Raw genomic sequence first — 16,661 nt, forward strand, 5'->3', positions numbered from 1 at the left:
CCATGGATCACTTCGAGCGGCAGTTGACGCAGTTGATGCACGACGACCGGGGGTCGACGGCTTTCGAGCCGCGGCACCGGGACCGGCTGCGGGCCGGTGTGCAGGCGCGGCGGCGCGTCCGGGCGGCACAGCGGGCGGCCGGCGGTGTTCTCGCGGTGGCGGGGCTGGGCCTCGGTCTCTTCCTGTGGCCCCATTCCGGCACCCGTGACGAGCCCGGCGCGCCACACCCGTGGCCCGCGACCAGCCCCGGCCCGAGCACGAGTACGGCCCCGGGGCCGGGCCCTTCCCCCACCGTCCCGTCCTCCGGGGCCACGACCTCGGCGCCACCGCCCACCGGCACCACCGCGCCGCCCGCCACGCCGACGGCCACGAGCAGCGGTCCGGCTTCCTCCTCGGCACCCCCGTCCGCGACGTCGACCCCCGACACCGGTACGACGAAGGGCACGTCGAGGGGCGCGTCCGGGAGCCCCTCCGGGGGTTCGAGCGCCACCACCTCGCCGCCGTCGGCGCCCGTGACCGAGGGGGCCGACCCGTCGGGCGGCGCGTCGGCAGCGGCCGGCTCGGCCGGCTAGCGAGCGGTTCCCCCGCCATCCACCCCATCGCCGGGTGCGCCTTCGGCGCGCCCCGAGAAAGAGTACGAATGCGAAAAAACACCATGAAACCTCCGCAGGCCACGCTTCCGGTGCCGGCTCCCCAGCCGCCCCCGGCGCGGCACGACGGCGAACCGGTCCTGGACCTGGCCGTCCCGGTGTTCAACGAGGAGACGGACCTCGAGCCGAGCGTTCGACGGCTCCACGCCCATCTGCGGGAGTCGTTCCCGTACCCCTTCCGGATCACCGTCGCCGACAACGCCAGCACCGACACCACTCCCCTCATCGCGGCCCGGCTGGCCGACGAACTGCCCGAGGTGGAGTGGATACGGCTGGCCGAGAAGGGGCGCGGCCGGGCGCTGCGGGCCGCCTGGTCGAGATCGTCGGCGCCCGTCGTCGCCTATCTCGACGTGGACCTGTCGACCGGGCTCACGGCGCTGCTGCCGCTCGTCGCCCCGCTGCTCTCGGGCCACTGCGACCTCGCCATCGGCACCCGGCTGGCGCCCGGCTCCCGGGTGGTGCGCGGCCCCAGACGGGAGATCGTCTCCCGCTGCTACAACATCCTGCTGCGCTGCACCCTCTCGGTGGGCTTCTCGGACGCGCAGTGCGGGTTCAAGGCCGTACGACGGGAGGCCGCCGGACAACTGCTGCCGCTGGTGCGGGACTCCGAGTGGTTCTTCGACACCGAGTTGCTGGTGGTCGCGGAGCGGGCCGGGCTGCGGATCCACGAAGTGCCGGTCGACTGGGTGGACGACCCGGACAGCCGGGTCGCGCTCGTCTCCACGGCCCTCGCCGACCTGCGCGGCATCGCGCGGCTCGGACGGGCGCTGGCCCGGGGCGTGCTGCCGCGGCGACCGGGGAGGTTGGCGGTTCCGGCGGCCGTGACGGCTCTCGCGCAGCTCCTGCTGTATGCGGCGCTGCGCCCGGCCGCCGACGCGCAGGTGGCCAACGCGCTTGCCCTGCTCATCTGTTGGGTGGCCGGGCAGACGGTCTTCGGTCTGCTTCCGCTGCCCGCCCTGGCCACCCGGCTGGCCCTCACCGCCGGTTCGCTCGCCGCCCTGCGGCACACGGTGCCCGGCGCCGGGCTCCGCGCCGAACTCGCCGTACTGGCCGCCGCCCGGCTGTCCCTCGTGCTGGCGTCGGCGTTCGGGCGGAACCGGACGGGGTCCGCGGCCTCATGACCACACCCGTGGAGATCACGCCCCCGGCCGCCCTGCCGGCGGTTCCCGGCACCCGGCTTCCGAAGGCGCCCGGCTTCCGGCGGCGCGTCCGCCGCTACGGCCCGGCACTCGCGATGTACGGCATCCTGAAGCTGATCGGCTTCGGCTCCTTCATGTATCTGCTGGACTCGGCCGGGGACTTCCGCAAGAAGCATCCGCGCTTCGGGGGCGGCGCGCACACCTGGGACGTGCTGGGCACCTGGGACGGCTGGTGGTACCAGCAGATCGCACTGCACGGCTACCACCCGCAGCTGGTTCCGGTACCCGGCGCCACCGGCATGATCGATCTGCAGGGCAACTCGGCCGCGTTCTTCCCGCTCTACCCGGCGCTGATGCGGCTGGCGATGGAGGTCACGGGACTCGGTCCGTTCGGTGCCGGACTGCTGGTGTCGGTCGTGGCCTCGTTCGCGGCGGCGCTGGGCGTCTTCGCCGTCGCCGCCTGGTTCGCGGGCCGGCGGGCGGGGCTGGCGGCGGCCGGGCTGTGGGCCGTGTGGCCGGGCTCCGGCGTGGAGTGGGCGGTGTACTCCGACTCGCTGTACGTGGCCCTCGCCGCCTGGGCCCTGTACGCCGTGCTGACCCGCCGCTGGCTCACCGCCGGTGTGCTGACCTTCGCGGCCGGTCTCAACCGCCCCACCGCCGCCGCGCTGATCGCCGCGCTGGCCCTGGCCGCCCTGCTCGCGCTGCGCCGCCGCGAGGACGGTGCCGCGCGTCCGCTGACCGCCATGCTCGTGGCCCCGCTGGGCCTGCTCGGCTATCTGGGCTGGGTGGGCCACCGCATGGGCGACTACGGCGGCTACTTCAAGCTCCAGTCGGGCGCGTGGGGGCACGAGTTCGACTACGGCAAGCAGACCCTGGACGTCCTGACGTCAGTCCCCGTGGGCCACTTCTCGTATCTCTTCGCGCTCCCCTTCGCGGACGTCATCGGGGTCGGTGTCGTGCTGCTGGACCTCGCACTGCTGCCACTGCTGTTCCGGCTGCGGCCGCCGGCGGTGCTGGTCGTCCACACGGTGCTCACCCTGGCTCTGGTGCTGGGCAGCCAGCAGTACTTCGCGAACGTGTCCCGCTATCTGCTGCCGGCGTTCCCGCTGTTCGTCCCGCTCGCGGTCGCACTGCGCCGCGTCAGCCTGCCCTGCCAGTGCCTGGTGCTGGGCATCGCGGCACTGGCCTCGGGCTCGTACGCGGGATACGCGTTGTTCGAACTGGGGGTGCCCTAGGCCCTGTCGTCAAATTCCCGCCTGCCCCGCGACGCCATGCACGCACTGTCGCCGCACCGGGCCCAGACCCAAGTACATCCAGTACGAGGGTCAGGGCCCGGCACTCCCCCAGCCTTCGGCCGGGGGGACCCCCAGAGCACGCACCTGACGCCGCGGAGCCGCCCTCCGGGCGACGACGGGAATTTGACGACAGGACCTAGCCGGACTCGGGCACCCCGGCGTTCAGCTCTTCTTGACGGCCACTCCGCAGTAGAAGCCGAGCTCCTCGGATCCGGCCGGCGGGGTGGCGTCCGGGCGCCAGAACGGCACCTGGAGCACACCCGGTTCGACCAGGTCGAACCCCTCGAAGAACCGCTCGACCCGGTCCCGGGAGCGCAGGTTCATGGTGGCGGTCGCGTTGTTGTAGACGGCCTGGGCCTCGGTTCGGTCGCCGACGAAGTCGCTCGTCGCGTGCGAGAGCACCAGGAAGCTGCCGTCCGGGAGCGCGTCGCGCAGGGTGGCCACGATCCGCTCGGGCTCGTCCGTGTCGGGGATGAAGTGGAGGATGGCGACGAGGAACAGCGCGACCGGCCGGCCGAAGTCGATGACCCGGCGGACCTCAGGATGGTCCAGGATCGACTGCGGATCGCGCAGGTCGGCGAGAATGATGCTGGTCGTGCCCGCCCGGCTGAGCAGTGCGTCCGCGTGCGCCTTCACGATCGGGTCGTTGTCGACATACGCCACGCGCACGTCCGGCGCCACGGTCTGGGCGACCTCGTGCACGTTCGGCGAGGTGGGCAGCCCGGTGCCGACGTCGAGGATCTGGCGGACGCCGTTCTCGACGACGTAGCGGACCGCGCGCTGCAGGAACGCTCGGTTGGCCTTCACGGAGGCGTACACCTCGGGCGCGAGGGTGCCGAGCTGGTCGCCGGCCTTGCGGTCCACCTCGTAGTTGTCCTTGCCGCCCAGCAGGTAGTCGTAGATCCGCGCGGGATGCGGCTTGCTGGTGTCGATCTCCACGGCCCCGGTGCCGTCCTGCGTCACGTGCGCTCCCATCTCGACGACCGCTCCGGCACCCCTTGGCACACCGACGGCCGGCGACAACTTTACAGATCAACTTCCGTGCCCGCGCACCGAGTTCCCGGCACGAGAAGGACGTGCCTCAGGCCGGTGTCGCCCGTCCGGGACCGTCTTGACTACCATCTGGTCCAGGTGTCCGGGCAGGTGGTCCGGTTTGGTTGGGGGTTTCACATGGTTACCGGTCGTGTGGTGCGGTTCGACAGCTCGCGCGGGTACGGGTTCATCGCCCCGGACGGTGGCGGAGAGGACGTCTTCCTGCATGTGAACGACATGCAGATGTCGGAGTCGTACGTCCGCCCCGGTGTCGCGGTGGAGTTCGAGATCGAGAGCGGTGAGCGCGGCCCGAAGGCCTCCGGCGTCCGGCTCGCCCGGGGCGCCGACGTACGGACGCTCGGCCCGGACGACGACTCGCTGTGCGACCTGCTCAGCGCGGACGAGTTCACCCGCGAGGTCACCGAGACGCTGCTGGCCTCGGCGCCCACGCTCACCGCCGAGGAGATCGTGCGGGTCCGGGGCGCACTGGCCCAGTTCGCGAAGAACCACGGGTGGATCGAGGGCTGACCCGACCGCCGCGGGCGGCCGCTCCGATCGCGTGATGCGATCGGAGCGGCCGCCCGTCTGCGTTCGGACGGCGTGGCAAGGCAGGGCTGCCCCGCGCCCGAGACGATGAACACGGCCCAGGCACAGGGCCGTTGCGCGATCACCGAAACCCAGATGTGACGAGGGCCGCACCTCCATCCTCGAACTTTGGCGCGCCCCGTGCATCTAGTCCGCGTCGGTTCACCGAACGGTCGCGGAGCAACGGAGCAACCCCCTTCCGAGGCCGTCCAATCCATTCAGCAAGGAACACTCAATGGGTTTTGTGGCTTATCTACGCGGCTTCGCCCCCTGGATCGTCGCCGGTGTCGCGTCGGGCTTCGTCGACTGGCGCTGGGGTGCGGTCAGCGGTGTCGTCTCGGGTCTGCTGCTCCTGCTCCAGGACCGCCGTCGGGGCGTCGACCTCGACGCGCTGATCCTGGAGGCCGGCACCATCGTGACTTCGTCGTGACCGGCGCCGTCTCCGTCGCGGACCCGGAGTAGTCGCTCCAGCACACTCCGACGTCATCTCGTTCGTCTGGCCGGCCGCCACCGCCTGGGGCTCGCTGGCGATCCGCCGCCCCTTCACGCTGGGCATCGCCAAGCGCCAGACCCGCGCGAGTACTGGGACATGCCGGAGTTCGTCCAGGTCAACAACTACATCACCAGCGCCTGGGGGGCCGGCTTCACCTTCATCGCCGTCGTCCTGGCCATCGGCAACGCGGTGAACGCCCCGGTGTGGGTGGGCATCAGCGCCCATGTCATCGGCCTCGCCGCCCCGATCGTCTTCACGAAGGTGTACCCGGAGCGGGCCCAGCGGCGCCTGCTGGAGTCCCAGGGGCTGACGTCCGTACCCCGGTGCCCCGTCGCGTCGGCCCCCCACGACGACCGCCGTCCCGCACGCCCGAGCACCCACCCCAGGAAGGAGCAAAGACATCATGAGCATCGTCCCCGAAGCACAGAACGTCATCCTCGTCCACGGCGGATTCGTCGACGGATCAAACTAAAAGGGCGTGTACGACGTGCTGCGCGCCGACGGCTACCGCGTCACCGTCGTACAGAACCCCACGCTCTCGCTGGCCGGCGACGTCGCCGCGACCAGGATGGCCCTCGACGCGCAGGACGGCCCGACCGTGCTGGTCGGCCACTCCTACGGTGGCCCGGTGATCCCCGAGGCGGGCAACCACGACGAGGTGAGCCCGCTCGTGTACATCGCGGCGTTCGCGCCCGACAAGGACGAGTCCGTGAACACCCTGATCGCCGACCCCGCGCCTGGCGCCCCCGTGCCGCCGATCCTGCCCCCCGCGGGAGGGGTTCCTCTTCCTGGACCGGAAGAAGTTCGGCGCCTCCTTCGCCGGGGACCTGCCGGACGAGGAGGCCCGGTTCCTGGCCGACTCCCAGGTGCCGTGGGGTCTGGAAGCCCTCGGCGGGACAGTCACCCGGCCCGCCTGGCGCACCAGGCCCAGCTTCTACCTGGTCGCCACCGACGACCGTATGATCCCGCCGCCGGTCCAGCGCACCATGGCCGAGCGGGCCGGCGCGACGGTGACCGAGACCGGCGGCAGCCACACCGTCTACGTCTCCAAGCCGGCCGAGGTGGCCGCCTTCATCAGGCGGGCCGCCGGCGCGGCCACCGCCTGACCGGGCGATCCGCTCGTAGGAACTCAACTGCCGTCGCCAGCTGATCGCCCTGACCCCCGCCGGGCACGAGCACGCGGCACTGGGCCGCGAGCAGGCCAGGGAGACGAGCCGCTGGATCGAGGAGCTGCTCGGCCCCGAGCGCCTCGCCACGCTGACCCTGCTGCTGAAGGAACTCGGGGACGCGGGACGCGGGCAGCAGCCGCCCGCGGTCTGCTACCGGACCGCGTGGATCGCCGTAATGTTCAAGTCGTCGTGATGCGCTCAGCGCACCGGCGAGTCGACGCGCTGGAGGATGCGCTCGGCATCCTGGCCGAGCCGGCGGAGCCGTTCGGGAGACAGGTTGTCCACGACGAGGTGACGGACGTTGGCCACATGCGCGGGCGCGGCCGACTCCAGTTTCCGCATGCCCTCGGGCAGCAGGATGGCGTTGGTGAACCGCCCGTCGGCCGGGTCCGGTTCACGCCGGACGTAACCGCGCTTCTCCAGCCGCTTCACCAGGTGCGACAGTCGGGACAGCGATGAGTTGGTCTCCTCCGCGAGGGTGCTCATCCGCAGGGTCCACTCGGGCGCCTCGGCCAGCATGGCCATGGCCATGTACTCGACCATGCTGAGGTCCGCGTCCCGCTGCAACTGGGCGTCCAGGGCCCAGGGAAGCCGGGTGATCAGCCGCACCACCGACATCCATGAGGCCAGTTCGGCCGGTGTGAGCCACAGGTCGGCATGCTCGTCGGCCGGCCGCGATGTGTCGGGGGTGGTCATTTCGGGAGCGTACCAGCCGGGACACGGCGGTCGGCGGGCCGGAACCGCCGGTCCGGGCACCGGGTCGCGTGCCGCGCGGTCCCCCTCGGATCACTTGTCCCTTCATGTGATCCGCGACCCTCACGTCTCACTCCCTCTGCGACGTCGGACGGGTGCCGGGGCCGTACCGGCCCGGATGGGCAGGTCGCCGTCGCGCGGGCGCCGCCCGCGGCGTCCATGGTCCACGGCGACGAGCTCGACGTGGATCGACAGGGCAGCAGGTCCAGGGAACGCGACGGCCGTGCGCAGCCGGTGCCGGCAGTCGGGCCGGTGCCGTGGCGGCGTACGACCGGGCGACCTCCAGGTGCGCCTGCGCCTCCTCCAGGCGGTACGCGTCCAGGGCGGCGAGCAGGTCACGGCGGTCGATGAGCCCGGGCCGCCCCCGGGCCGGATCACCTGGGGCCGATAGGGAGGGCGTCGCGCCATGTCCGTCGGGCACGCGGCCGGCCTGGCCGATGTGAATCACCGCACTCCGGTGATGACCTGTCACCCACCCGCCGGAGAGCGTGAGTTCGCCCTTCACCGCCCTCGGGGTGGATCCGGCACGGACACCGAGCAGATCATCCGGAGGGCCTCGATCGGTTCGGCCGGCGCCTGTCGCCCGGCTCACCGCCGGCCGAGGCCGGACGGCGGCACGATCTCCGTCTTGAGGATCTTGCCGGTGGGCCCCTTGGGCAGGGTGTCCGCGATCCACACCTTTCGCGGGTACTTGTAGGCAGCGACCTGGCCCTTGACGTACTCACGGAGTTCCTCGGCCGTCGTCCGGGCCCCCGGCCGGAGCACCACCGCCGCGCCGACCTCCTCGCCGAGATCGGGGTCGGGAATGCCGATGACCGCGGCATCGGCAACGGCCGGGTGCTCGTACAGCACTTCCTCGACCTCGCGGGGGTACACGTTGTACCCGCCCCGGATGATCACGTCCTTCTTCCGTCCGACGATCCAGAGGTAGCCGTCCCGGTCCACCCGGCCGAGGTCGCCGGTGTGGAACCAGCCGTCCCGGATGGCGGCAGCGGTCTCCTCGGGGCGCTTCCAGTAGCGCTTCATCACGTTGTGCCCGCGGACCGTGATCTCGCCGGTCTCCCCCTGCGGTACCTCCGTGCCGTTGTCGACCAGCCGCACCTGGACACCCGGGATCGGGATGCCGACCGAACCGGGCCTGGGCCCGGCCTGCAGGGTGTTGACCGAGACGACGGGCGAGGTCTCCGAGAGTCCGTAGCCTTCGAGTACGGCGCAGCCGAACGCGGTCCGGAAGTCCTGCTGCACCTGGACCGGCATCGCCGCGCCGCCGGCGAGGCACGCGCGCAGCCGGGAGACGTCGTAGGCCTCCTTGCCGGGCTGGCGCACGAGCCTGCTGTACACCGTCGGCACCCCGGCGAAGACGGTGACCCCGTGCTTCTCGACGACGGCGAGCGCCTTGGCCGCGTCGAAACGCGGCAGCAGCGTGAGGCACGCGCCGGAGGTCACGGCGGCGTTGAGGGTGCAGGTCTGCCCGAAGGCGTGGAACAGGGGCAGTCCGCCGAAGATCACGTCGTCGGGGGTGAGCCGGAACACTTCGGTGGCCGCGATGTGGCAGTTCTGGGCGAGGTTGGCGTGGGTCAGTTCGGCGCCCTTGGGCCGACCGGTGGTACCCGAGGTGTAGAGCACGACCGCGGTGTCGTCCGGCTGACGCACCGTCGGTTCGTCCAACGGCGTTGCGGACCGCAGCAGTTCGTCGAAGGCGCCGGGACCGACGACGACCGCCTCCGCGTCCGCCCGCCGTGCGCCTTCGTGTGCCTCGTCGGCGAAGTCGTGCCAGGCGAACAGCAGCCGGGCCCCTGAGTCGTCGAGGTAGTAGTCGATCTCGCGGGCCTTCAGCAGGGGGTTCATCGGGACCACGACGCCACCGGCCCGCAGGACGCCGTAGTACACGAGGGCGAACTCCGGCACGTTGGGCAGCATGAGCGCGACCCGGTCGCCTGGCCGCACACCGCGCTCCCGGAGCAGTCCGGCCGTGCGGGCGCTGAGCTCGTCGAGCTCCCGGTAGGAGACGGCGGCGTCCCCCAGGCGGAGCGCGAGGCGGTCCGGATACGTCCGGGCGCTGCTCACCAGGTGGGATGCGAGGTTCATGTCCGCTCCTTTCCGTCGTGACCGGGTAAGAGGCTAGGCCTGGACCGCGGAACGGCCACTGGACGCTCAATACGACCTTCCCCCGGGAATTGGTGCCATCGGACCAAAGCAGAGGGATTACGAGGCACACTGTAGGATTCCCTCTATGGCTGCGGAGCGTCCCGATGCCGTGAAGCAACTTTCCGTGGTCGCGGAGAACGTAGGGTCACGCCTCCCGGACGTCAGCCGTGACATCGGTGAGTATGTTCTTGCCGAGATCCCGGAGCTGCGGGGCGACTCGACCGTCGTGAAAATCCTGCAGGCCAGCATCGCGGAAAACGTCGCCACATTGCTGCACGTATTCGAGAACGACATTCCGCTGGAGAAGATCGAGGGGCCGGCGGCCGCTCTGGAATACGCCAGGAGGCTGGCCCAGCGGGGTATCCCCCTCAGCGCGATGGTCAGGGCCTACCGGCTGGGGCACTGGCGTTTTCTGCAGTGGTGCCTGGACGAACTCAACCGCGAGAACGCCGACGACGACCTGCACACCGCGACCAGCCGGCGCATGCTGAGGGTGAGCTTCGGTTACATCGACCGGGTCACCGAGCACGCCATCCTGGTCTACCAGCACGAACGCGACAACTGGCTGCTCAGCCAGACCGCGGCGCGTGCCGCGCGGGTGCGGGACGTGCTCGCCGAGGACGATGTCGACCTCAACCGGGTCGAGCCGTCGCTCGGTTACCGTCTGCGTCAGCACCACCTGGGGCTGGTGGCCTGGTTGCCCACGCTGACGGACGGGGGCGAGGGAATCGCCCGGCTGCACCGGACCGCGGACGAGTTGGCCCATCGGATCTCCTGTTCCGCGAGGCCGCTCTTCGTTCCCCGGGACGCGATTCTGTCCTGGATCTGGCTGCCGCTCGGCTCACACACCGACGCACCCCTGGAACAACTGTCGAACGCCCTTGAGAACAGCGATTCCTCGGTACATGTGTGCGCCGGGGACGTGGGGTACGGAATCGAGGGATTCCGCTCCAGTCACCGGCAGGCACTGCGCACACAGGAACTCGCCGCGGCGGCGGATCCCATTCCTCGATTCACCGACTTCTCCACCGTCGCCCCCATAGCCCTGATGGCCACGAACATCGACGACATGCGGTCGTGGGTCTGGAGCGCCCTGGGTCCGCTGGCCGTCGACGACGAGAACAGCGCGCGGCTGCGGGAGACGGCCCTGATATTCCTCGACCACGGCTGCAGTTACACCGCGACCGCCAGCGCCCAGATCCTGCACAAGAACACCGTCCAGTACCGCATCCGGAAAGCCGAGGAGATCATGGGCCGCCCGGTCCAGGCAGGCCACACCGATCTCGAGATAGCGCTGCGGGCCGTCCGGTACCTCGGCTCGACCCTTCTGCGCACCGAGCCGGCCTGACGCCGTCAGTTGCCCTGCCAGTGCGGCTGGCGGTGCTCCGCGAAGGCGTGGGCGCCCTCCTGGGCGTCGTGGGAGGCCAGTACCGGTTCGGCGATCAGGTCCTGGTCGGTGAAGGCGTCCTGGTCGCTGAAGGCCCGCCGCTCGTTGACGACACGCTTCACCGCCTCGACGGCCAGGGGTGCGTTGAGCGCGATGCTGCTGGCCAGCTCCAGGGCCCTCGTCAGTGCCTGGCCCGGTTCCGTCAGCTCGTTGACCAGACCGAACCGCTCCGCGCGCTCGGCGGGCAGCTTCCCGCCGGTGAGGAGGAGTTCGAGCGCGATGTTGTGCGGGATGCGTTCCGGCAGACGTACCATGCCGCCTTCGGGCGGCACGATACCGTAGCGGACCTCGGTCTGCCCGAAGGTGGCGTCGCGTGCGGCCACGATCATGTCGCAGGCGAGCGCCATCTCGGTGCCGCCGCCCAGCGCGTAGCCCTCGACGGCGGCGATGAGCGGGGTCGTGATCCGGGCGCGGGTGATACCGGCGAAGCCCCGTGCGCCGACGATGGGTTTGTCCCCGGCCGCGAAGGCCTTCAGGTCCATGCCGGCGCTGAAGACGCCGCCGGCACCGGTGAGGATGCCGACCCTGAGGTCGTCACGGGCCTCCAGTGTGTCGATGGCGGCCGCGAGGGCCCGTGCGGTGGCCCCGTCTATGGCGTTGCGGGCGGCCGGCCGGTCGATGGTGATGACGAAGATGCCGTCGATCTCCTCGGTCCGTACGGTCGGTGTGTTCATGCCCGTGGTCATGACGTGTCTCCCTTCACTGTGGCTTCGGACGACTTCAGGCGACGGCACCGGCGGTGCGCAGTTCCTCGACCCCGGCGGCGTCGAACCCGATGTCGCGGAGCACCGCCTCGGTGTGTTCGCCCAGGTCGGGGGCCGGGCGCGGACGGACCTTCTGCTCCTGGTCCAGCCGCACGGGGCTGTCGATGGTCAGGTGCGGCTCCGCGCTGCCGTCGTCAATCGGCACGAGGATCTTGTTGGCCACGAGCTGGGGGTCGTGGGCGAACTCCTCGATCGTCTGGGCGACCCCGTAGGTGAGGCCCGCGGCGTCGAGCACCTGGCGCCACTCGGCCAGCGGCCGGGCCGCGAACGTCTTGTCCAGCAGGCCGGCGATCTCCGCGGCATGGGCACGGCGGCTCTGCGAGTCGGCGTAGCGCGGGTTCTGGGCGGCCTCGGGGTGGCCGATGGCTTCGAGGAACAGCGGGACCTGCTTGTCCTCGTTGGCGAAGGCCAGCATCAGCCAGCGGTCGTCCGCGGTGCGGTAGGTGTTGGCCAGCGCGTTCGGCGGATCGGTCCGGTCGAGCGGGCGGGGGGCCTTTCCTCCGACCAGGACGGCCTGCAGCCACATGCCCGCCGACCAGGCACCCTCGGCCACCAGTGAGGCGGTCACCCGTGCGCCCTCGCCGGTCTTCTCCCGCCGGTACAGCGCGGTCATGATCCCGGCGAACAGGGTGATCGCCGTCGGGTGGTCGCCCGATCCGAACGCGTTGATCGCCGGCGGCGCGTCGTGCTGACGTGTCACGTCCATCAGGCCGCTGCGGGCCCAGAAGGCGGTCACGTCGAACCCGGGCAGGTTCGCGTCCGGCCCCTCCTCGCCGAAGCCGGTGACATCGGCGTAGACCAGTCGCGGGTTGAGGGAGGCCAGGTCGTCGTAGTCCAGGCCCAGCTTGGCGCGGGTGCGCGGCGGGAAGTTGGTCACCAGCACGTCCGCCCAGGTCACCAGTCGTTCGACCACGGTGCGGGCGCCTGGCGACTTCAGGTTGAGCGCGATGCTGCGCTTGTTGCGGTTGTCCAGCTGCCAGGGGTAGTTGACCCCCTCGACCCGGGGGTTCGGTGGCATGCGGCTGAGCGAACGGTAGGCATCGCCCACGCCCGGTGGTTCCACCTTGACGACGTCGGCGCCGAAGTCACCGAGGATGGTGGCCGCGGCGGGCCCCGCGATGAAGCTCGCGAGATCGACGACGTGCAGTCCCTGCAGGAGGGGCGTGCTGCTCATGACGACTCCTCGTCCTGCGGTCAGTGCTGGCTGGGCGCCACGGGCACGAAGGCGTTGAAGCCGGTGATGTCACGGCCGACGATCAGTGCCTGCACGGTGTCGGTGCCCTCGTAGGTGTCGATGGCCTCGATGTCGCACAGGTGCCGGGCCACGTGGTAGTCGAGAACGATCCCGTTGCCGCCGAGCATGTCGCGGGCGTCGGCGAGGATGGCCCGGGCCCGTTCGGTGTAGTGCATCTTGGCGAGTGAGACCCGGGGCATCGAGTAGTCGCCCTCGTCCAGCAACTGGCTGAGCCGGAACTGCATGCACAGCATGTCGGTGATGTCCGCGAGCATCCGGGAGAGCCGGTACTGGATGAGCTGGAAGGCGGCCAGGGGCATCCCGAACTGCCTGCGCTGCTTGGCGTGGGCCAGGGCGGTCTCGTAACCGGCGATGGCGGCGCCGAGCGACTCCCAGGCGACGCAGAACCGCGAGGCCAGCAGGACCTTCTCGGTGTCGCGGAAAGTCTGGGCGTTCGCCAGCCGGTTGTCGGCGGGCACCCGGACGTCGGTGAGGGAGATCTGTGCGTTCTGCACACAGCGCAGCGCCGTCTTGCCCTTGATGACCGTGCATTCGAACCCGGGCATGCCCTTCTCGACGACATAGCCGCCCACGTGCCCGTCGTCGCCACGGGCCCAGATGATCGTGTAGTCGGCGAACGAGGCGTTGCCGATCCATCTCTTGTAACCGTTGATGACGTAGGAGTCGCCGTCCTTGCGCGCGGTCGTCTCCAGTTTGACCACGTCCGAGCCGTGCGTGGGCTCGGTCAGGCCGAAGGCGCCGATCTTCTCCAGCCGTGCCATCGGCGGGAGGAAGCGCTGCTTCTGCTCCTCCGAGCCATGCAGGGCGATCGACATCATGGCCAGGGCCGACTGGACGCCGGTGAACGTCGAGACGCTCAGATCGCCCCGGGCCAGTTCGAGGATGACCAGGCCGGCCGTCACATTGCTCATCCCCGGGCAGCCGTACCCCTCGATCTGGAAGCCCGCGATGTTCAGCTGCGCCAGCTTGGGCACCAGCTCGAAGGGGAACTCCGCCCGCTCCCAGTACGGGTTGATGATCGGTATGACCTCCTGGTCCATGAACTCGCGGACCTTCTTCTTGAGCGCGCGCTGTTCGTCGGTGAGCAGGTTGTCCAGAAGGAAGTAGTCGGAGAACTCCGGTCCGCCCAGAACGGGCGGCTCCACCCCGGACGAGTTCCCGTCGGGGCTCGCGACAGCGTGGTCCCGGCCGACCGCTGCGCCGTGTGTCGCCTTCATGTGCCGTTCCTTCCGATCGGGGATCCGATGGGGTCGGTGCGAACGACGCTAGGAGGGCGCGGGGGCAGAACCACTGGGCGCGGAACACCACATTGTCCGCCGATTTGGTGCCCTTGTACCAATCGGCCGGTGAGGCGCTCTCCGCGCCCGCCGACACGGCGCTTCGCCGAGCGGGGTGCCCTGCAGTGCCGGGCCGGGTACCGGCCGGGTGCCCTGTACCGCGGTACCAAGGACGCGCTCGAATCCTGGGCGCGCAGCCCGATGCGCCGGTTTCCCTGCCGGCCGAGGCTTGAGCTGTGGCCGTCGTTCCCTCCCCCGCCACCCGTGGCCGACTTCAGGAGCAGTGATCAGCCATGACATCGCACAGGCCCGTCCACCGCGTGGCGATCGTCGGGACCGGCACCATCGGTGCCAGCTGGGCGACGCACTATCTCGTCCGTGGCTTCGACGTCACGGCGACCGATCCCTCGCCCACCGCGGAAGCGGCCCTGCGGTCGTACGTGGCGGCGGCATGGGACGCGGCCGCCTCCATCGGGCTGGCTCCCGGCGCTTCGCAGGAGCGTCTGGGCTTCACCGCCGACATGCGTCAGGCCGTCGCGGACGCCGACTTCGTGCAGGAGAACGCGCCCGAACGCCCAGAGCTGAAGGTCAAGTTGTTCGCCGACCTCGACGACGCGACACCACCGGACTCGATCATCGCGTCGAGTTCGTCGGGCATCACGATGAGCGAGATCCAGGCCGGGTGCCGGCGCCCGGAACGGACCGTCATCGGCCACCCCTTCAACCCTCCGCACATCATCCCGCTGGTCGAGGTCGTCGGCGGCACGAGGACGGCCCCGGAGACGGTCCGGGACGTCATGTCCTTCTACGCGTCGGTCGGGAAGAAGCCGATCCATCTGAAGAAGGAGCTGCCCGGGCATGTCGCCAACCGCATCCAGGTCGCGCTGTACCGCGAGGTCGTCTACCTGGTCCAGGAGGGCGTGCTCGACGTGGCCGACTCCGACGACGCGGTCTCCTGGGGGCCGGGGCTGCGCTGGGGTGTCATGGGCCCCCATCTGCTGTGGCACCTGGGCGGGGGCGAGGGCGGCATCCAGCACTTCATGGACACCCTGATGCCCCTGATGGTCGCGTCCTGGAAGGACCTGCGCACCCCCGACTTCACGCCCGAACTCGCGGAGACGATCGTCAGCGGTGTGCTCCGGGAGGCGAACGGCCACTCGGTCGACGAGCTGGCCGCCGGGCGCGACGAGATGCTCTCGGCCTTGCTGGCCGTCCGCGCCCGGCACGACACGGCCGGCTCCGCGAGCGCCGTGACCGTGCCCCACGACCAGGTAAGACTGTTCGTGCTGGAGGCCAGCGGCGGTGGCCGGCTCTTCTCCGTGAACTCCGACGGCTCCGACAAGAACGTCCTGGTCACCGGCTGCAGGATCCCCGACGGGGTCGCCGTCGACGTCGCCGCCGGGCACGTCTACTGGACGAACATGGGGATTCCCCCGGAGAACGACGGCTCGATCGAGCGCGTCGACCTGGACGGCGGCAACCGGACGACCATCGTCCCGGACGGCGTCACGCACACCCCGAAGCAGCTCCACTTCGAGGCCACCGACCAAAAGCTGTACTGGTGCGACCGCGAGGGCATGCGCGTGATGCGCTGCGACCTCGACGGCTCCGGCGTCGAGACCCTCGTGCAGACCGGGGAGGGGGACGACGACCGCCGCGACGAGACGAAGTGGTGCGTGGGCGTCGCCGTCGACCCCGTCGGCGGCCACCTCTACTGGACCCAGAAGGGTCCCAGCGACGCGGGTCTCGGAAAGATCCTGCGGGCCGGGATCGACCTGCCGGCCGGGCAGACAGCGGCCGGGCGCGACGACATCGAGGTGCTCTTCGACGGGCTGCCGGAACCGATCGACCTGGAACTCGACCTCGACGGGCACATGCTGTACTGGACGGATCGCGGGGACCCGCCGCGGGGCAACACCGTGAACCGCTCGCCGATGGACCCGCCGGGCGGAGAGTGGACGTCCGAGATCCTCCTGACCCATCTGATGGAGGGCATCGGCATCGCCCTCGACCCGGACGGCCGGCACATGTACGCGACCGACCTGGGCGGCAGCGTCTACGCGGCCGGCCTGGACGGTTCGGACCGCAAGGAGATCCTCGCCGCACAGGGCAACCTCACGGGCATCGCACGCGCGGTGCTGCCCTGAGGGTCATGTGTCGCGTGGTGCCTTCAGACGGCTCCCCAGTGCCGTGGCGATCTGTTCCGCCGCGGCGAGCTGGTCCGGGGTGAGCGCGGACACGAACAGTTCCCGTACGGCGCGCAGGTGAGGAAGGGACGCGTTCCGGAAGGCCTCCGCGCCCTCGGGTGTGAGCACCACCTCGGCGCCCCGGCTGTCGGTGGCGCACTCCTCGCGCCGGAGCAGCCCGCGCCGCTCCATGCGCCCGATCTGGTGCGAGAGACGGCTGCGCTCCCAACCGACCTGGACGGCGAGTTCGGAAGAACGCAGCCGCCTCCCTTCGGCTTCGCGCAACGCGAGGAGCACGGCGTAGTCGCCCGACGACAGGGCACTCTCGCGCTGCAGACGTGAGGAGAGCTCGGAGCGGAGCGCTTCCGTCGTCTCGATGAAGTCCCGCCAGATCCGCAGTTCATCAGCGGTGGGGTAGTCCTTCCGTCGCGCTGCCATCGTGCCGCCCCTCCCGTCATAGTTGACACG

General features: G+C 70.6%; 16 protein-coding genes and 1 pseudogene. 9 read left to right on the plus strand and 8 right to left on the minus strand.

Going from position 1 to position 16,661, the window contains the following annotated elements:
- The first annotated feature begins 2 nt into the window (after positions 1 to 2).
- The 3 genes from EDD90_RS03730 to EDD90_RS03740 all read left to right on the plus strand — a co-directional run bounded on the left by EDD90_RS03730 (position 3) and on the right by EDD90_RS03740 (position 3,024).
- A complete protein-coding gene (locus EDD90_RS03730; protein WP_123971729.1) occupies positions 3 to 572 on the plus strand; it encodes a hypothetical protein in 570 nt (189 codons plus the stop codon).
- Positions 573 to 640: 68 nt separating this feature from the next.
- Positions 641 to 1,771 carry a dolichyl-phosphate beta-glucosyltransferase gene (locus tag EDD90_RS03735; protein ID WP_260327603.1) on the plus strand — a complete coding sequence of 377 codons (1,131 nt, stop codon included), beginning with the start codon at positions 641 to 643 and terminating at the stop codon, positions 1,769 to 1,771.
- 113 nt (positions 1,772 to 1,884) lie between these two features.
- The gene (locus EDD90_RS03740) at positions 1,885 to 3,024 is read left to right on the plus strand and encodes a glycosyltransferase family 39 protein (RefSeq protein WP_123980844.1); all 1,140 of its coding nucleotides are present in this window, start codon (positions 1,885 to 1,887) and stop codon (positions 3,022 to 3,024) included.
- A gap of 222 nt (positions 3,025 to 3,246) precedes the next feature.
- On the opposite strand, the gene EDD90_RS03750 is transcribed toward EDD90_RS03740, so the two are convergent.
- Positions 3,247 to 4,047: an SAM-dependent methyltransferase gene (locus EDD90_RS03750; protein WP_123971730.1), complete on the minus strand. Its 801-nt coding sequence runs from the start codon at positions 4,045 to 4,047 to the stop codon at positions 3,247 to 3,249.
- A 207-nt stretch (positions 4,048 to 4,254) separates the two neighbouring features.
- Between EDD90_RS03750 and EDD90_RS03755 the strand changes: the two genes are divergently transcribed.
- Both EDD90_RS03755 and EDD90_RS56740 read left to right on the plus strand, forming a co-directional pair.
- Entirely contained in the window at positions 4,255 to 4,644 is a 390-nt protein-coding gene (locus tag EDD90_RS03755; protein WP_123971731.1) for a cold-shock protein, read from the plus strand.
- A gap of 292 nt (positions 4,645 to 4,936) precedes the next feature.
- Entirely contained in the window at positions 4,937 to 5,131 is a 195-nt protein-coding gene (locus EDD90_RS56740) for a hypothetical protein (protein WP_260327604.1), read from the plus strand.
- Between the two features lie 185 nt (positions 5,132 to 5,316).
- Here EDD90_RS56740 and EDD90_RS56745 read toward each other — a convergent pair whose 3' ends face one another.
- Positions 5,317 to 5,571, minus strand: a complete 255-nt coding sequence (locus EDD90_RS56745) for a hypothetical protein (protein ID WP_260327606.1) — start codon at positions 5,569 to 5,571, stop codon at positions 5,317 to 5,319.
- Between the two features lie 101 nt (positions 5,572 to 5,672).
- Here EDD90_RS56745 and EDD90_RS03765 point away from each other — a divergent pair.
- Positions 5,673 to 6,300 (plus strand): annotated as a pseudogene (locus tag EDD90_RS03765) (alpha/beta hydrolase).
- Positions 6,301 to 6,561: 261 nt separating this feature from the next.
- Here EDD90_RS03765 and EDD90_RS03770 read toward each other — a convergent pair.
- Complete coding sequence (locus EDD90_RS03770; RefSeq protein WP_123971732.1) at positions 6,562 to 7,059, minus strand: MarR family winged helix-turn-helix transcriptional regulator; 498 nt, start codon at positions 7,057 to 7,059, stop codon at positions 6,562 to 6,564.
- Between the two features lie 280 nt (positions 7,060 to 7,339).
- Here EDD90_RS03770 and EDD90_RS55080 point away from each other — a divergent pair, with 280 nt between their 5' ends.
- Positions 7,340 to 7,507, plus strand: coding sequence for a hypothetical protein (locus EDD90_RS55080; RefSeq protein WP_185148902.1), 168 nt, complete (start codon positions 7,340 to 7,342; stop codon positions 7,505 to 7,507).
- A 197-nt stretch (positions 7,508 to 7,704) separates the two neighbouring features.
- On the opposite strand, the gene EDD90_RS03775 is transcribed toward EDD90_RS55080, so the two are convergent.
- Entirely contained in the window at positions 7,705 to 9,204 is a 1,500-nt protein-coding gene (locus tag EDD90_RS03775) for a long-chain fatty acid--CoA ligase (protein ID WP_123971733.1), read from the minus strand.
- Between the two features lie 145 nt (positions 9,205 to 9,349).
- Here EDD90_RS03775 and EDD90_RS03780 point away from each other — a divergent pair, with 145 nt between their 5' ends.
- Positions 9,350 to 10,612: a CdaR family transcriptional regulator gene (locus EDD90_RS03780; protein WP_123971734.1), complete on the plus strand. Its 1,263-nt coding sequence runs from the start codon at positions 9,350 to 9,352 to the stop codon at positions 10,610 to 10,612.
- A 5-nt stretch (positions 10,613 to 10,617) separates the two neighbouring features.
- Here EDD90_RS03780 and EDD90_RS03785 read toward each other — a convergent pair whose 3' ends face one another.
- From EDD90_RS03785 to EDD90_RS03795, 3 genes are read right to left on the minus strand one after another with little or no spacing between them, the layout of a single operon-like run.
- Entirely contained in the window at positions 10,618 to 11,397 is a 780-nt protein-coding gene (locus EDD90_RS03785) for a crotonase/enoyl-CoA hydratase family protein (RefSeq protein ID WP_260327607.1), read from the minus strand.
- A 34-nt stretch (positions 11,398 to 11,431) separates the two neighbouring features.
- Positions 11,432 to 12,649, minus strand: coding sequence for a CaiB/BaiF CoA-transferase family protein (locus tag EDD90_RS03790; RefSeq protein ID WP_123971735.1), 1,218 nt, complete (start codon positions 12,647 to 12,649; stop codon positions 11,432 to 11,434).
- Positions 12,650 to 12,669: 20 nt separating this feature from the next.
- On the minus strand, positions 12,670 to 13,947 hold the full coding sequence (locus EDD90_RS03795) for an acyl-CoA dehydrogenase family protein (RefSeq protein ID WP_123971736.1): 1,278 nt from the start codon (positions 13,945 to 13,947) through the stop codon (positions 12,670 to 12,672).
- 353 nt (positions 13,948 to 14,300) lie between these two features.
- Between EDD90_RS03795 and EDD90_RS56750 the strand changes: the two genes are divergently transcribed.
- Positions 14,301 to 16,154, plus strand: a complete 1,854-nt coding sequence (locus tag EDD90_RS56750) for a 3-hydroxyacyl-CoA dehydrogenase NAD-binding domain-containing protein (RefSeq protein WP_260327609.1) — start codon at positions 14,301 to 14,303, stop codon at positions 16,152 to 16,154.
- 3 nt (positions 16,155 to 16,157) lie between these two features.
- Here the strand turns inward: EDD90_RS56750 and EDD90_RS03815 are convergent, their stop codons facing one another.
- Complete coding sequence (locus EDD90_RS03815) at positions 16,158 to 16,631, minus strand: MarR family winged helix-turn-helix transcriptional regulator (protein ID WP_123971737.1); 474 nt, start codon at positions 16,629 to 16,631, stop codon at positions 16,158 to 16,160.
- Positions 16,632 to 16,661: the final 30 nt, after the last annotated feature.

It is taken from the genome of Streptomyces sp. Ag109_O5-1, from assembly GCF_003814875.1.
In the GTDB taxonomy this organism is placed as follows: domain Bacteria; phylum Actinomycetota; class Actinomycetes; order Streptomycetales; family Streptomycetaceae; genus Streptomyces; species Streptomyces sasae.

Excerpts from the sequence above, each read along its gene's own strand:
- EDD90_RS56750 (WP_260327609.1), top strand. The coding sequence starts at position 14,301 with ATGACATCGCACAGGCCCGTCCACCGCGTGGCGATCGTCGGGACCGGC.
- EDD90_RS56740 (WP_260327604.1), top strand. The coding sequence starts at position 4,937 with ATGGGTTTTGTGGCTTATCTACGCGGCTTCGCCCCCTGGATCGTCGCC.
- EDD90_RS03780 (WP_123971734.1), top strand. The coding sequence starts at position 9,350 with ATGGCTGCGGAGCGTCCCGATGCCGTGAAGCAACTTTCCGTGGTCGCG.
- EDD90_RS03730 (WP_123971729.1), top strand. The coding sequence starts at position 3 with ATGGATCACTTCGAGCGGCAGTTGACGCAGTTGATGCACGACGACCGG.
- EDD90_RS03775 (WP_123971733.1), bottom strand. The coding sequence starts at position 9,204 with ATGAACCTCGCATCCCACCTGGTGAGCAGCGCCCGGACGTATCCGGAC.
- EDD90_RS03735 (WP_260327603.1), top strand. The coding sequence starts at position 641 with ATGCGAAAAAACACCATGAAACCTCCGCAGGCCACGCTTCCGGTGCCG.
- EDD90_RS03815 (WP_123971737.1), bottom strand. The coding sequence starts at position 16,631 with ATGGCAGCGCGACGGAAGGACTACCCCACCGCTGATGAACTGCGGATC.
- EDD90_RS03740 (WP_123980844.1), top strand. The coding sequence starts at position 1,885 with ATGTACGGCATCCTGAAGCTGATCGGCTTCGGCTCCTTCATGTATCTG.
- EDD90_RS03795 (WP_123971736.1), bottom strand. The coding sequence starts at position 13,947 with ATGAAGGCGACACACGGCGCAGCGGTCGGCCGGGACCACGCTGTCGCG.
- EDD90_RS03770 (WP_123971732.1), bottom strand. The coding sequence starts at position 7,059 with ATGACCACCCCCGACACATCGCGGCCGGCCGACGAGCATGCCGACCTG.
- EDD90_RS03755 (WP_123971731.1), top strand. The coding sequence starts at position 4,255 with ATGGTTACCGGTCGTGTGGTGCGGTTCGACAGCTCGCGCGGGTACGGG.
- EDD90_RS03785 (WP_260327607.1), bottom strand. The coding sequence starts at position 11,397 with ATGACCACGGGCATGAACACACCGACCGTACGGACCGAGGAGATCGAC.
- EDD90_RS03790 (WP_123971735.1), bottom strand. The coding sequence starts at position 12,649 with ATGAGCAGCACGCCCCTCCTGCAGGGACTGCACGTCGTCGATCTCGCG.